15 protein-coding genes are annotated in these 15,518 nt (G+C 43.3%); 1 reads left to right on the top strand and 14 read right to left on the bottom strand.

All coding sequences use genetic code 11. The annotated features are described in order from the left end of the window. Window positions 1–161: 161 nt before the first annotated feature. The 5 genes from ACR63T_RS02030 to ACR63T_RS02010 form a co-directional block, all read right to left on the bottom strand. Window positions 162–1,367: an FAD-dependent oxidoreductase gene (locus tag ACR63T_RS02030; RefSeq protein WP_305899521.1), complete on the bottom strand. Its 1,206-nt coding sequence runs from the start codon at window positions 1,365–1,367 to the stop codon at window positions 162–164. A gap of 200 nt (window positions 1,368–1,567) precedes the next feature. Beyond that, window positions 1,568–2,371, bottom strand: coding sequence for an amino acid ABC transporter ATP-binding protein (locus ACR63T_RS02025; protein ID WP_227680334.1), 804 nt, complete (start codon window positions 2,369–2,371; stop codon window positions 1,568–1,570). A 124-nt stretch (window positions 2,372–2,495) separates the two neighbouring features. After that, complete coding sequence (locus ACR63T_RS02020; RefSeq protein ID WP_305899520.1) at window positions 2,496–3,167, bottom strand: ABC transporter permease subunit; 672 nt, start codon at window positions 3,165–3,167, stop codon at window positions 2,496–2,498. Then, window positions 3,164–3,910, bottom strand: a complete 747-nt coding sequence (locus tag ACR63T_RS02015; RefSeq protein WP_201571446.1) for an amino acid ABC transporter permease — start codon at window positions 3,908–3,910, stop codon at window positions 3,164–3,166. Before ACR63T_RS02015 ends, ACR63T_RS02020 begins: the two co-directional genes overlap by 4 nt. 109 nt (window positions 3,911–4,019) lie before the next feature. Beyond that, on the bottom strand, window positions 4,020–4,997 hold the full coding sequence (locus ACR63T_RS02010) for a glutamate/aspartate ABC transporter substrate-binding protein (RefSeq protein ID WP_472784609.1): 978 nt from the start codon (window positions 4,995–4,997) through the stop codon (window positions 4,020–4,022). A 360-nt stretch (window positions 4,998–5,357) separates the two neighbouring features. Here ACR63T_RS02010 and hslO point away from each other — a divergent pair, with 360 nt between their 5' ends. Then, entirely contained in the window at window positions 5,358–6,326 is a 969-nt protein-coding gene (hslO, locus tag ACR63T_RS02005; protein WP_472784608.1) for an Hsp33 family molecular chaperone HslO, read from the top strand. A 148-nt stretch (window positions 6,327–6,474) separates the two neighbouring features. On the opposite strand, the gene ACR63T_RS02000 is transcribed toward hslO, so the two are convergent. The 9 genes from ACR63T_RS02000 to ACR63T_RS01960 form a co-directional block, all read right to left on the bottom strand. Then, window positions 6,475–7,953 carry a PGAP1-like alpha/beta domain-containing protein gene (locus ACR63T_RS02000; RefSeq protein ID WP_472784607.1) on the bottom strand — a complete coding sequence of 493 codons (1,479 nt, stop codon included), beginning with the start codon at window positions 7,951–7,953 and terminating at the stop codon, window positions 6,475–6,477. A gap of 198 nt (window positions 7,954–8,151) precedes the next feature. Next, window positions 8,152–8,808: a fumarylacetoacetate hydrolase family protein gene (locus tag ACR63T_RS01995; protein ID WP_472784606.1), complete on the bottom strand. Its 657-nt coding sequence runs from the start codon at window positions 8,806–8,808 to the stop codon at window positions 8,152–8,154. A 197-nt stretch (window positions 8,809–9,005) separates the two neighbouring features. Continuing rightward, window positions 9,006–9,731 (bottom strand): ABC transporter permease, encoded by a 726-nt coding sequence (locus tag ACR63T_RS01990; protein WP_472784605.1) that lies wholly within the window; start codon window positions 9,729–9,731, stop codon window positions 9,006–9,008. 9 nt (window positions 9,732–9,740) lie between these two features. After that, on the bottom strand, window positions 9,741–10,472 hold the full coding sequence (locus ACR63T_RS01985; protein ID WP_472784604.1) for an ABC transporter permease: 732 nt from the start codon (window positions 10,470–10,472) through the stop codon (window positions 9,741–9,743). Window positions 10,473–10,784: 312 nt separating this feature from the next. Continuing rightward, window positions 10,785–11,573 (bottom strand): ABC transporter substrate-binding protein, encoded by a 789-nt coding sequence (locus ACR63T_RS01980; protein ID WP_472785213.1) that lies wholly within the window; start codon window positions 11,571–11,573, stop codon window positions 10,785–10,787. Window positions 11,574–11,787: 214 nt separating this feature from the next. Continuing rightward, complete coding sequence (locus tag ACR63T_RS01975) at window positions 11,788–12,672, bottom strand: transporter substrate-binding domain-containing protein (RefSeq protein WP_472784603.1); 885 nt, start codon at window positions 12,670–12,672, stop codon at window positions 11,788–11,790. A gap of 97 nt (window positions 12,673–12,769) precedes the next feature. Next, window positions 12,770–13,567: a transporter substrate-binding domain-containing protein gene (locus ACR63T_RS01970; RefSeq protein WP_472785212.1), complete on the bottom strand. Its 798-nt coding sequence runs from the start codon at window positions 13,565–13,567 to the stop codon at window positions 12,770–12,772. Between the two features lie 319 nt (window positions 13,568–13,886). Continuing rightward, window positions 13,887–14,687, bottom strand: a complete 801-nt coding sequence (locus ACR63T_RS01965; protein WP_201571429.1) for an ABC transporter ATP-binding protein — start codon at window positions 14,685–14,687, stop codon at window positions 13,887–13,889. Window positions 14,688–15,001: 314 nt separating this feature from the next. After that, window positions 15,002–15,340 carry a hypothetical protein gene (locus tag ACR63T_RS01960; protein ID WP_472784602.1) on the bottom strand — a complete coding sequence of 113 codons (339 nt, stop codon included), beginning with the start codon at window positions 15,338–15,340 and terminating at the stop codon, window positions 15,002–15,004. Window positions 15,341–15,518: the final 178 nt, after the last annotated feature.

Genomic DNA, 15,518 nt, shown 5'->3' with positions numbered 1-15,518 from the left:
ATGAAAAGTATGCTTAAAACCTTTTGACACTTATTTTGAGAGGTATAGGTATCAATTAATACAGTCAAAAATGTGCATCCACAAAAATCAGCACTGCGCGAATAACGCAATGCTGGCTATCATTCTAAAATTTCATTAGCACTATGTGGCTAAGTAAGTAATTATACCGTAGCAGGCGCTTTAACAGTGACTACTGAGCTGACGTCATTGTTGTCGTTAAGCAATTCCATTACCAGCTCGTCATCCGTTTCGGTTTTGACCTGCCAGTTGCCATCCGCTTTTGGTACGCCTGTTACCATCACTGAGATAGCTTTATTTTTTAAGCGTATCATGGGTGGCTTATGCTCATAACCTGTGTGCTCAAGACCTAAAATACCATCAGCAATCGTTGCCGCTTGCGCGCGTAGCGGTGCGACGTAACGACAAGCAACCCCATCAATTGACATACAATCGCCAATCGCATAAATATTTGCCGCAGCCGTTTGTAGCGTTTGGCTATCGACCACAATGCCAGTGCGACGGTTAAACTCAATACCTGCTGCCGTAGGCAAAGTCTCATTAATCAACAGACCTGTGCTGGCTATGACATGATCTACAATTAAGGGTTCAGATAATGTTTTATCGTCTGAGCTAGACGCTAATAGCTCATAATCAACCTGCAAAGCACCATCACTGTTGCGAGTCACTGCTGATACCTGACAGCCGCCTAAGAACTCAATACCTTGTGATTCAACTGCCTTTGCAATACGGGCAGTAGCCTGTGCGGGTAGCATCTGGGCTAGTGGCGCGTCATTTAGATCAATCAAAGTGATAGTATGACCCGCTTTTAGCAGATCCTCAGCGATTTCAGTACCTACCATACCAGCACCAACGATAGCAATACGCTGACTACCTGTTGCTAGCTTTTCTTGCAATTGTCCAAAACGCTCAATATGATTGACATGCCAAACCAAGTCTTGCGGTAGACTTTTTGGGAAGATAGGATGCGCGCCCATCGCTAACACCAGCTTGTCGTAGCTGATAGTGGCATAGTTAGTATTAGCAGGATCAGAGCGGTTGGCTGAGATCAACTGCAACTGCTGCTTATCAGCGTCAATATCGCTAACACTAGTATCAGCCAGTAGCGTTATTCCTGCGGTTGTCGCCCCTTCAGCGCCAGTCGCCCGCACTAAATCTGTAGCGCTTTTATTTTGACTAATCGCCATCGTTAGCATCGGCTTATGATAGCGATCACCATTGTCAGCCGTGATCAAAGTAATGGGAATATCCTGATCCTTACTACGTATCGCATCAATGACATGCCAGCCTGCTAGACCTGCGCCAATAATGACGATACCTAATGGTGTATTAGAATGCTCTGCGCTCATAAAAGCTCCAAGATGTCTGGTTAGTTATAATTTTTTAGCGTTCAGTTCTATATTTTACAAAGAAATTATTGAGCCTATTGTAGCAGTAAACTAGGAACACTTGTAAGCTGAGCTATTTAGAACAACTAACAGACACAAAAAAAGCGCCTTTATTAAAGACGCTTGATACGATTAAGATTAAAACATTAATGATTAAAACATTAGTGATTAAGGATCTTGGATAAGAACTGCTGCGCCCGCTCACTTTTTGCATTTTCGAAGAACTCATCTTTACTACAGTTCTCAACGATATGCCCTTCATCCATAAAGATAATGCGATTGGCAACTTGACTGGCAAAACCCATTTCATGGGTCACACACATCATCGTCATACCCTCGCGGGTCAGCTCGACCATGACATCAAGTACTTCTTGGATCATCTCAGGATCAAGCGCAGAGGTCGGCTCATCGAACAGCATAGCGATGGGATCCATCGCCAGTGCGCGCGCAATTGCCACTCGCTGCTGCTGTCCACCTGATAGCTCTGCTGGATATTTAGCCGCTTGTAGCACTAAGCCTACCCGATCTAGATAAGCCATGGCTTTTTTCTTAGCTTCGTCCTCTTTACGACCCAAAACTTTTATTTGAGCAACCATTAGGTTATCGATAATCGTTAAATGCGGAAACAATTCAAAATGTTGAAACACCATACCTACTCGGCTGCGTAGCTTTGGCAAATTCGTTTTTGAGTCGCCAACGGATATTCCATTAACTAGAATATTACCTTTTTGAAACGGCTCAAGACCATTAACTGTCTTGATCAACGTTGACTTACCACTCCCTGAGGGGCCACAGACGACAACCACATCACCTTTATGTACGTGTGCTGTGCAATCAGTGAGTACTTGAAAATCGCCGTACCATTTGCTAACGCTGTCTATATCAACAACTATCTCATCGCTGGCATGACCATTATCTGTGACCAGTCCGCCAAACTCATTTATAAACGTTTTAGCATCATTCATCGTTGGCTCCTAACCTATTCTTACTCTTGCCAAATTGTATTGATAAAACTCTAGTCGAGCTTTGATAGAGCAAAGCTGCGCAAATAGCGCAGTCTTGATTTACTCTAATTTTTAAGCGCTCGCGTTAAAATCTTAACCTTTTCTGTACTTGTTGTACCCCTATCGAGGCCGCTAAGCTAAGAATAAAGTACACCGCTCCCGCTCCTAAGATATAAGGGGTTAATAATCCCATCAGCTCACCGCGTACATAGGCGGCACGGAAGAAATCAGTCAGACCAATAGCAAAGACCAAAGTAGTATCTTGGAATAAAATAATACACTGCTGTAGTATCAGCGGCAACATCTTACGAAAGGCTTGCGGTAGAATAACTAAGCGCATGGTCTGACCATAAGTCATACCCAAAGCCTTAGCAGCATTGACCTGTCCACTACCAATAGACTGAATGCCTGCACGTACGACTTCAGAGAAGTAAGCCGCCTCAAACATCATAAAAGCGACCACACATGAGGCAAAAGCAGCATCTAGTTGCAGATACTTACCGGCTACCCAAAAGTAGATCATCGGTACTGCAAAGTAGAACCATAAGAGTACTAACAATAGCGGTACCGATCGAAAGTAGTTGACGTATAATTTGGCGGGTATCTCTAATGCCTTGATACCAGATAAACGCATCAGCGCTAATACCGTTCCTAAGCTAATACCGCCGATGATAGCCAAAAACAGTACCTTTAAGGTGGTCATCATACCGCCCATAAGGCCGGGATAAGCGGTGGCAAGTTCGGTCATCATGTTCATTTTTGACCTCCTGCAATGAGCCCAGGTACGCGTAGTTTGCGCTCAATCAAGCCCATAATGGCAATCAGCGTCAAGTTGAAAACCAAATAGATAATCGTCGCATAAGTATAAATCTCAAGGCTGTTTTGAGTATACTCACTAATAGTCTTGGTTTGACTGATTAGCTCCATAACGCCTACGAGCGAGGCTACAGAAGCGTTTTTGAAGCAATTAGTCAGCTCAGAGCTTAGCGGTGGCAGGATGATACGAAAGGCTTGGGGCAATAATACTTGTTTATAAGCTTGCGGAATCGTAAAGCCAAGTGCATAGGCGGCATTGATCTGCCCTTGAGGCAAGGATTCAATACCTGTACGTACTTGCTCAACGATACGTGCTGCGGTAAATAGACCTAAGCCGATACTCGCTGAGAGCATCGCTGAGGTATTGGGTGATAACTCTCTAAACCACCATTCTTGAAGCGAGGGTGTTAACCATCCGGGCGCTACGTAGAACCAAAAAAACAGCTGTACAAGTAGCGGAATATTACGGAAAAAGGTTACATAAGCGGTGCCAATACTACGGGCAGTTTTGTTCGGCAGGGTGCGCATAATACCAAAGATAGTACCGATGACCATCGCGATGGTCCAAGCAATACTACCGATTAATAATAGCCAGCCTAAACCTGTAATCATCCAGTTTAGATATAGCTCACTACCGATGCCTGTAGACTCGAACAGTACGCCCCAGTTCCAGCTATAATTCATAGTTGTCTCTCCAGCTGCAATCCATTAACACTCAGATTAGAGTAAGGTCTGTTAAACATTTAACCCTAATCTAACCCGAGTACTAGCTATGTTGAGGGACAAAGGCTCGTTACTGCGCTGTCGCCATTTTTGGCTGATCGCTATCATGCGGATTGGCTATAAGTGCTTTTAAGTTATCCGACATCTCAAAGCTCAAGTTGACATTTTTTGGTGGAATTGGGTTTAAGAACCACTTGTCATAAATGCTATTGATTTCACCTGAGCTAAAGGTTTTATTTAGCGCGTCGTTCACTACCGTCTTGAATTCAGGATCGTCCTTGCGCATCATGCAACCATAGATCTCAAACGATTGTGGCTCTCCAACGATAACCCATTCAGCAGGATTCTTCGCTTTGGCTTTTTCACCTGCGAGCAATACATCATCCATCATAAATGCATCAGCACGGCCGCTCTCTAACATCAAGAAACCTTCGCCATGATCTTTGGCTGAAATAATATCCGTATCTAGAGATTTTTCATCTACATATTGACGGATGTAACGCTCAGAGGTTGTACCGGCGGTCGTTACTAATCTTTTGCCCGCTAAATCATCAAAACCTGTGACACCTGAATCGGCTTTAGTTAATAGACGCGTACCAATCTCAAAGAAACCATTAGAGAAGGCCACTTGCTCTTGACGCTCGACATTATTGGTCGTTGAGCCACACTCAAAATCAACCGTACCGTTTTGTACTAAAGGAATACGAGTTTGTGAAGTGATCAAGTTATAACGAACTTTTAGATCTGGCATGTTTAGGTTTTCTTTAACTGCCTCGACGATTTTCATTTCAAGATCATGCGCATAACCCATCGGCTGATTAGGATCATCGGCAACATAAGAAAATGGAATAGAAGAGTCACGATAACCGACAACGATAGTGCCTGAATCTTTAATTTTTTGCAGCGTGCCATTGGGGTTAGCAGCAGCTTCTGTCGTTGCGCCATCTGCTGGTGCTTCAACAGCTGTTTCACTACTGTTATTACAGCCAGCCAACCCTAACGCTACAAAAGCAGCAAAAGTTAAAGGTTTTGCGAATGAGTAAGCCATGAGATATATCCTTTTATCACATCATTAAAGTAAAATTAATTGAAGCTAATAGTTATTAGAGCAGTACCAAACTCAGTAAACACTATTACTTTGGAGCTGTTACTGCTAATTATCATAATGCAACTTCATGTTACTGTACATCACTTTTATAGCAGTTAGTAATGTTTTTGTATAATTACGTTAATAAAGTTACGTTAATAAAGTTATATAGCAAATTGATTTTACCTTGGCTGATTATGGTCAATTTGATAGTGAAAATATATATAAAAGTGATGCCTTGTAAGATAAGAGAGTGTCATTATTGATAAATAATGGATAATCCCCATAAAGAGCACAACTTCTCAATATAATAAATGACCTATGACTCAAGATATGCAAACCTCAAACAACCCTGCTGTTAGTACCGATATCGACGTACGTCAGCGCTTTTTTATCCAAGACTCCCCTGTACGTGGTGACGTGGTACGCCTATCACGCAGCTACGCTAATACTATCGCGCAAAAGCCTTATCCTGAGGCCATTAAGCGTTTGTTAGGAGAGATGCTGACCGCAGCCAGCCTATTGATAGGAACGGTCAAAATTGATGGTCGCCTGTCTATTCAATTGCAGTCTTCAGATAGCAATAGTCTGCTGAACTGGGCGATGGCTGAGTGTGACCAAAACGGTATCATTCGCGCGCTTGCCAGCTGGAAGAGCGATAATGATGAACAGTCTCAAGCATGGAATAGCATGACGACTGCAAATGAAGCTTTTTCAGAGCTTGGTGCTACAGGCGCAGGGGTATTATTTATCAATATCCAGCCCGAGCAAGGCGAACCGTATCAAGGTATCGTTGAGCGTAGCCATGATAATCTAGCCGACTGCCTAGCGCATTATCAAAAACAATCGGCGCAGATTCCAACGCTCATCAACTTGGCCTCGGATGGCTTGCAGGCAGGCGGCATACTAGTGCAAATGTTGCCGCGTACGGTTGAGGAAACAGTAGAGGTCGAGCAAAATCAAGATGCGGGCATCGATGATGATCTATGGACGCGCCTAAAAATGCTAACGAGCACTGTAAAAGCAGAAGAGCTAACCACATTGACGGCTAGCGAAATTATCTATCGCTTGTACAATCAAGAAAACGTCGTCGCTCCTGAGCCTACTGCTTTAGAATTTGGTTGTACCTGCTCGCGCGAAAAGTGTGAGACTGCGATATTACAAATTGGACAGGATGAGATGCTTGATATCTGTGAGGAGCAAGGCGGTCAGTTTGAGATGGATTGCGGCTTCTGCGGTGAGATTTATCGCTTTGATAAAGACAATATCGCTGAGATATTTGCGCATTAATTTTAATATAAATGATTCTTTAGTTATTAAAAAACTCCTCAAGTGTGATGCTTGAGGGGTTTTCATTTGTTGAATTTAAAAAGGGCTCTTAATTCTATGACATCTACTTTCGATATCAAAATAATATCAGGCTGCTAGGCTACTACCCTCAAACCACCACATCCAAATCATTAGGATAAGAATAAATCCGCGTTCTAAGCACATGGAACATCTGATTGGTATCGCTGCGACCATTATCTAACAGCCAAGATTTGACTTGCGCATGCACCCGCTCGTTGTAGATCAAATCATAATGATTGACCCCATAAAACACCGCTTTATGACCCTCAGGTACAAATAAAGTATGCTCAGCTGAGTCCTCTCCAAGGGCTGAATTGACGGTGACTAAGCCATCACCCAATAGGCTTGCCGCCTTAGAATCATAGTGCGCCTCAACGATAGTGCCCGCCACAAAGTAGCTGCGTACATGCAGTGGCAGACGCGCAGGATGGCGAAACTCTTGCGGCAATACACTACGACCCTCTAAAGTATTCCAGTCGGCATCACGAACGCTACCATAGCGCAGATCAATGATACCTGCACTACGCAAGTCACCGAGCTTAGCGAGAGACCCTGCAAAAGGGAGCTTGCCAATCATCTCTTGCACAAAAACCCCAATACGCTCTAGACTCGCACCATTATGCGGTGAGCCTAGCGTAACGAGATTACCTACACGCTGCACCCAATGATAGCCCTGCTCCTTTCCATAAAACAGCGCACTACGAGAGACGAGCCCGCCCATACTATGACCGACCAAATCTATTTGCGCGATATCAGGATTATTATCGACTAAGCTCTGTAAAAGCTTAGAGAAGCTACGACCGTTACTAGAAATACGGCGTCCTGTATTATAATTGAGGTATAAAATGGTAGAGGTTGGCTGACTGCGGATAAGCGTCTCACCCAAGCTATCATGTTCAGGAATATTCCAGCTCAGATGACTCATACATAGCCCATGGCATAGAATAATAATGCGCCCTGATAGTTCACCGCTTTGTAGATAATTATATTTATCATACAGCACCATAGGAATGGCAAGTGCGTTTTTATGAGTGACTAAATGATCGCCCATGACCCCGTTTAAGATATTGATCAGCCGTCTTAAGCTTCTAGGAAGGCGCTGGACATTTTTGTGTTTGGTCATATTATTATATAACCATAAGCCTGTGGTCAGATTATTACCGACAAAAGTAGCAATGTAGCGCACCGTACCATAGATACGTCCCGTGATACCGCGCGGCCATTTTTTTAGACTGCGCTCATTAAGACGACCTATTGGCCGCAGAATAATCTCGCGATGAATGGCCTCTACAATATCAGTGACTTCGACCACACCCATCGTTGCCAGCTGCGCGAGCCCCTCAAACACATCCGCCAGTGATGTCGGCCCTTGACTAAGCGCAAAGTTGCTACTGTCTACAGTTGGACGATCGACATAGATATAATCAAGCTCAGCTAACTGCTCATAGACATTATCTTGCAGGTACTCGCTCATTGGCTCATCAATAAGCATATCAGCGTCGGGCTGAGCAATAACCTCCTTGCTGGAGAGGTCATAGTAAGTAACAAATGGCTTAAAGTTAGACATAGCGTTGCGTGTTTAGTTGTGATAATAGTTTCATACTAGCTGGTAACCTTATAAAAAAGAAGAACAGGGTTTGACTTATAAGTATGTTTTGCGATTAGTGGTAGGGTTTGAATGATAAAAAGGCTGTCTATTAAATGAGTTCAATAAAATCCCAAGGTGCAACTTAACGTTTTGTAGAATTTATCGTGCTTTAACCTTTCACTGAACTTGCGCTTGCCACTCATGAGCCCCTAGCACTAATTTTAGATTGTCGCCTGCTTGCAGTACACCAACGCCACTTGGCGTGCCTGTCATAATGACATCACCTGCTTGTAAGCTAAAAGCGTGACTGATCTCAGCCAGTAGCTCGTAGACGGGAAATAGCATCAAAGCGCTATCGCCGTCTTGTTTGAGCGCGTCATTGATATAGAGCTGATACTGCACTTGGCTAAAGTCACCAAAAGCTTGCACCTCTAACCAATCCGCTAGCACACAAGCCCCATCAAAGCACTTAGCGCGCTCCCACGGCTGGCCTTTGTCTTTTAGCTGGCTTTGTAGATCACGCAAAGTTAGATCCAAGCCTAAAGTCACCCCGCCGATAGCTTGCTGTGCTTGCTGGGCAGTGGCGGCACTCAAATCGGCCGAGAGCTGAATACATAATTCAGCCTCGTAATGAGTATCACCATAAGTGCTCGGATTTGGACGCACTATCTTATTATCAGCAGCACTATTTATCCAAACGACTGAGGAAGCAGGTTTCATAAAGAGTAACGGCGAGCTGGGTACTTCATTACCCAGCTCACGAGCATGGGCAGCATAGTTGCGACCGACACAAACGACTTTACCAACAGCTTGAGATTTAGCAGAGAGAGTCATAATTAAGGCTTATTTTAGTTATTTATATTATTGGATAAACTATCTAAACTTTACTTCATCAATAAAGCGATACTTAGCAGGTTTTTGTTTTTTCATTATCTTCATCAGCGGTAAATAATTTGGCTAATATATTACTGCTGATAGTAGCCACTAAACAAAACTCATTATTCAATTAAATAATGAGTTTTTAGGGCAAACTAAGGAATAGTACGAGTGACCACATCAGGCGGTACATAGGTCATATAGCGATTCATACGCTTTTCAAACAGTCTGAAACTAAATAGTATCACCCACGACAGAAGTAAATAGACAATACCTGCCGCAAAGAATAATTCCATTAAAGTATAAGTACGAGCACTGATAGTTCGGGCAACGCCAGTGATATCCATCAATGCAATGGTCGAAGCCAAGGCACTGCCTTTTAGCATAAAGATAACTTCATTACTATAAGCAGGAATAACAATACCAAAAGCGCGTGGTAGCGTGATACGAGTGAGCTTTTGCCATTTGGACATACCAACGGCATCAGCCGCTTCCAGCTCACCGACTGGAATAGTCTGAATAGCGCCACGAATGATCTCTGCCAAATAAGCACTGGTATTCATAGTAAAAGCAATGATAGCGCACCAGTATGCTTGACTGAGTACAGGCTCCCATAGCCAAGAGTCACGTACTGCTTCAAACTGACCAAGACCATAGTAAATCAAAAATATCTGTACCAGTAGCGGTGTACCACGGAAAAAGAAAATATATAGAAAGGGTAGCACTTGTACCACCCAATTTTTGGATAGGCGCAATAGCGCTAAAATAATACCGAAGAGCAGTCCGATCACACCAGATATAACCACTAGCTGCACTGTCAATACCGCGCCACCAAGTAAGTCTGGAATATGCTCAAAGATAACCTGCCAGTTCCAATCCATAACGCTCCCCTATCCTTTGATTGATTGAGTGGTGGATTGACGAGTTAGCTTTTTGGCATAGCGGGCCGCAGGATTAGCGCGCCACTCAAGCCACATCATAAAGCCAGTAATCAGCATGGTCAGCCCTAAGTAAATAATCGCCGCTGCCATATAAAACGTAAAAGGCTGCTGGGTGGACTGCGCCGCACGCGATGACTGATACATAATATCTTTGAGACCAATAACTGACACTAGCGCTGTGTCTTTTAGGAGTACTAGAAACAAGTTACCAAGCCCAGGCAAAGCAATCTGCCAAACTTGCGGCAGAGTGATACGATAAAAGGTTTGTAGAGGACGCATACCAATGGCTTTGGCCGCCTCACTTTGACCGACTGGAATCTCTTGAATAGACATGCGAAAGATTTCGGTAGCATAAGCCCCAAAAGCAATCGACAGTGCCATTACGCCACCCCAAAAAGCGCTGATTTCAACGTAATTATTATAGCCGAACTTTTTGAGGATGCTCATCAGTAAGATAGAGCCGCCATAGTAGATAAACAGCACTAACAGTAGCTCAGGGATACCGCGCATCGTCGCCGTATAGAGGGTGGCAAGCTTACGTAATAGCCAAACATTAGATAGCTTAGCAGTAGCACCTAGCAGCCCTAAGGCCATACCTATCACTAGGCTGGTTACGGCAAGCTTGATGGTGACGGTTGCGCCGCTTAATAATAGCGCGCCAAATCCTTGTAAATCAAACACTAGGGCTCACTCAGTCTCTCTCGATAAGGGCGCGCTGAACGCCCTAATAAATTGATAATTCAGTTAATAATATAGTAATCAAGAGAATCAGTGATTGATTCGCTGATGGTATATACAGAAAATGAGCGCTGATTTTATCATATTCAGCACCTAGCAGGGTACTGCTTGACTCAAAAGTAATCATTATAAAAAACTTACTCAATAAAAAGTATTGTATCTATGATAAATTTTAATAAAAACTAGTTCGCCCACAAAGCAAAAAGGATATCACTGATCTAGTGATATCCCTTTTAAGTTTAAGCGGTTTAGCTACTATTGCACTGTGTCGGCTGATACGGCAAAGTATCTATGATTGAGCTCATCATAAGTGCCGTTAGATTTTATATTAGCCAAAGATTGATTAAACTTGCCTTGTAGCTCATCACCTGATCGCACTGCGATAGCAAAGTTATCATCGATATCGATCTCATTGCCCTTGAGCACATAATCACTACCAGATGCAGAGTTCAGCCATTGTAGCGCAGGCACTTTGTCAGAGATCATCGCATCAACGCGACCTGAGCCTAAATCCAAAAACGCATTACTCAAAGTATCATAAAGTTTCATCTTGGCTTTTGGATAAGTACTCTCAAGCCATTGTGATGAAATTGTTGAGCGCTGAGCAGCGATCAAATTATCATCGATATCATTGCTATTATCAGGATCAAAATCACTTTCTTGCTTAGCTAAAAATACTAAGGTATTGCTAAAATAAGGGTCGGTAAAGCTGACCTGCTCGGCGCGTTCAGGCGTAATCGACATCGCCGCTACGATAGCATCATACTTACCAGCCTTTAGACCTGGGATAATACCATCCCAGTCTTGGGCAACTATCTCACAAGTCACTTGCATATCCGCACATAACACTTGAGCCAGCTCGACATCAAAACCGCCAAGCGTACCATCAGCATTGGTGTAGTTAAAAGGGGCATAAGCGCCTTCGGTACCAATACGCAGCACGCCACTATCACCAGCGCTGAGTGTTTCAGCGGTGCTAGCATCAGCATCACTCGCCACCTCTTCGCCAGCTTGTTGACTATTGCTACAACCTGCTAGCATCATCACAGCGGCAACCGTTGAAGCTGACAAACAGCATTTAGCTATACGACTGATAAACACATTATGAGACTTCAAGCTTTGAGCAAAGTGGCTACGGGTGATCATCCATGATTTCCTTATGACGATTATTTGACAATACGAGCCATTGAACCAGTTAGCAACAGCAGCTAACCCTGAATCAACCCGTATATTTATCCTTATAAATGTTTAGCAGATCCTAATTAGCCATCTCAGCGGGCTCACCTTCGGCCACTTCTGCATCGTTAACTACCGTATTTTGCACAGCAGCCGTAGTGCTAGTACCAAAGTAGCTACCAGTGATTTGATCATAAGACCCATTAGATTTTAGCTCAGCTAAAGCGGCATTGAACTTGGCAACTAAAGGATCCCCTTTACGAAAGGCGATACCCATCGCATCATCATCGGTGCTAATCTCTTCGCCTTTGACTTCGTAGTCTTGACCCGCAGCTGTTTTTAACCAGTCAATACCTGTGACTTTATCAGACATCATCGCCCGTACGCGTCCTGAGGTTAAATCTAAATAAGCGTTATCTTGCGTGTCATAAAGCTTAATATCAGCGTCGCTATGCTCATCTTGTAAATACTGCGCAGAAACTGTTGCACGCTGGGAGGCGATCGGCTGAGATTTTAGATCGTCAACGCTGACGTTATCGCCTTTTTTGCCGATCAAGATAATACCGCTATAAAAGTAGGGATCGCTAAACTCTACGACCTCGAGGCGCTCAGGAGTAATAGACATCCCAGCAATAGCCGCATCGAATTTTTGCGCATTAAGACCTGGAATCAAGCCATCCCAATCTTGCGAGATAACTTCACATTCCGCTTTCATTTGCGCACACAAGGCATCAATCAGCTCAATCTCATAACCGATGAGCTTGCCATCAGCATCAGTATAACTAAAAGGCTTGTAGCTAGACTCGGTCGCAATCTTGATATTCATAGGCGTAGCATCTGCTGAATCGACTGCTACGTTTTCAGTGGGCGTTGTACTATTATTACAGCCTGCTAGCATAAGCATTGCAGCGCTAAGTGGAGCCAGCCAAAGGGCTTTATTTACGGTAGCTGATATTGAAAAAGACATAAAGAGTATTCCTACATTGATCTAATAAAGGCTTAAACCTTGAATAATGGGGCGAATCAATAGTGCTTGAAGCCAACTTTGGCAACTAAACTATAGCTTACTCGCCAAAGTTGGCTTGTTCAAGACGTGCCAGCTCACCATTACTACGAATCTCGCTCAAAGCTTTGTTGAAATCGTCACGTAAGCTATCCCCTTTACGCACTGCAATAGCAATATTGTCATCGTTGTCGATCTCATCGCCGACAATACCAAAGCCTTCAGGGTTGTCTTTTAACCATGACTTTGCAGAGACTTTTTCAGCCAATACCGCATCGCTACGACCTGACTTTAGATCTAAATAAGCATTATCATAATTGTCATATAACTGCACGGTATTGCCGTCTTTGCCTTCATAATTATCTTGTAGATACGCACCAGGTGTCGTTGAACGTTGACCACCCAAGTTTAAGCTCTTAATCGCTAAAGGATCAAAGCCGCCATTAATGTCAGTCAGCCAAACCATAGTATTAGCAAAGTACGGCTCAGTAAAATCAACTTTTTCTTGGCGCTCAGGTGTAATAGACATCCCCGCTACAACGGCATCGTACTTTTGTGCTAATAGCCCTGGAATAATACCGTCCCAATCTTGAGCGACGATTTCACATTTGGCTTGCATCTGCGCGCATAGGGCGTTGGCAACATCCACATCATAGCCACCAATACTACCATCGGCATTGGTAAAGTTAAACGGAGGATAAGCCCCCTCGGTAGCAATACGAATAGTCTTACCAGCAGTATCAGCAGCAGGAGCGTCGGCATCGGCACTAGCAGTGTCTTGGGCGGGTTGACTACAAGCCGCTAAGCTCATAGCGGTAGCAATAGTAACAGATGGCCATAAAAGACGGAGATCAAACATCATACGTTCCTCAAATTTTTAATGAATTTTATCAAGCTTTTAATAGGGTTGTTACCGATATTGCTATCCTTTTTAACGCTGATATCCCTGCCAGCTTAGCAAAATAGTTATATATATCGATAAGTTATAAACTCATCGATAATACCTTACTAAAATATCAAAAACAAACGTTTTAGGTATTGACTGTCATTATTGGGTAATAAACGGCATCCTCAAAAAATAATAGCGCTAATCGATAATTCGATAGCGCTATTGACTGAGCCATATAGATTAATTATTGTTCAATCAATTTTATGACTCTTCATTGTGTTGTGTTTTTCTAGGTATTTTGACGATGCGAAGCCATAAAGTCTCGAACTCGCTCTGACTTAGGGTTATCAAAGACTTGTTCAGGCGTTCCGATCTCCTCTACTACCCCTTGATGCAAAAACACTACTTGGCTTGAGACTTCGCGGGCAAAACGCATCTCATGCGTGACGATAAGCATAGTACGACCTTCTTCTGCCAGCTCACGCATAACGACCAGTACTTCATTGACTAGCTCAGGATCTAGCGCTGAGGTCGGCTCATCAAATAATAGCACACGAGGCTGCATCGCCAAGGCGCGAGCGATAGCAACGCGCTGACGTTGACCACCTGATAAGTTAGCGGGATAAGCGTCTTTCTTATCGAGCAGACCGACTTTATCAAGTAGCGCTTCCGCATCTTTGATCGCTTGGTCTTTTTTGATCTTGAGTACTTGAGTTGGGCCTTCAATAATATTCTGTAAAATGGTTTTGTGCGGCCATAAGTTAAAATTCTGAAACACGAAACCCACGCTCGCCCGCAGGCTCTCTAATTGCTTGACATCAGTCGCTTGCAATTCGCCTGCTTTATTGGGCTTCAACCTCAGCTCTTCATCGCCTACAATAATACGACCCTGTGTTGGCTTCTCTAATAGATTGACGCAACGCAACAAGGTAGATTTGCCAGAGCCTGACGAGCCTAAGATAGAAATGACGTCGCCATCATAAGCTGTGAGCGAGACACCCTTGAGCACTTCCAAAGAGCCGTAACTCTTATGCAAGTCTTGTATATCCAAGGCGATAGGGCGAGTTGAGTCTTTAGTCATATCAAGCATGGTTTACCGTATTTCCAATTGATGAGTGTAGCATTATAAAATATAGCTCAAAGCCACGAATTAGGCTGATAAAATTTGCAGTAGCCTATTTTAGAATAATTTGTTTTAAAACAAATTATTTCAGAACAAATCATATAGCGAGGCATTGTGCGTAAGACTGTTTAATAAGGCAACCTTTGTCTTTATTTAAGCGCTCATAAAAAAGCCCAAGCTGCTATTGCAAACTTGAGCTTTATTTTATCATCTTAAGATGAACCTTGGTGTTTTTTATACTGCTAATCACAGTTCAGCTAAGACTTATAAAGTGACGTCTACTAATATGTCGATACATGCTCTTCAGACTCTGTACCGTCTAGCATATCAGCATCGGCGACTTCATCTGCAGTAACTATAGTAGCATCACCCTCTGCAACGACAGGGTCAACCGCCATAGGATCTTCATCCGTTTCAACGCTATTAATATCTTCTTCAACTTGTACAACATCATCAACGCTAGTCGCTTCTTGCTCAATTTGGGTTTGTGGATCAGCAACGGCATCGACATCATCTTGAGTGGTTGCTGAGTCTGGATCAGCACAAGCGCTAAGCGTTAATGCTGCCGCTGCTACTGAGACCAATAATAATTTTTTAGTCAGTGATACTTGAGCTACCATAATAATTACCTATTAGTTGATGTAGAAGTTAAGAATAATAAAAAAGCGGTTATGCATTTATTTTATAAACCCTAGTAAATGCTATCGATCTCTGCTTTCTCAACCGCATTAGCATTAGCATTTAGGTCAGCTGCAATAGCATCACTATCCAAAATCAAAAAAAAGACCGATGAGTAAC

The organism is Psychrobacter sp. M17(2026) (assembly GCF_055699815.1).
The sequence above is the reverse complement of the archived record's forward strand: the minus strand, read 5'-3'. Positions and strand labels throughout refer to the sequence as shown.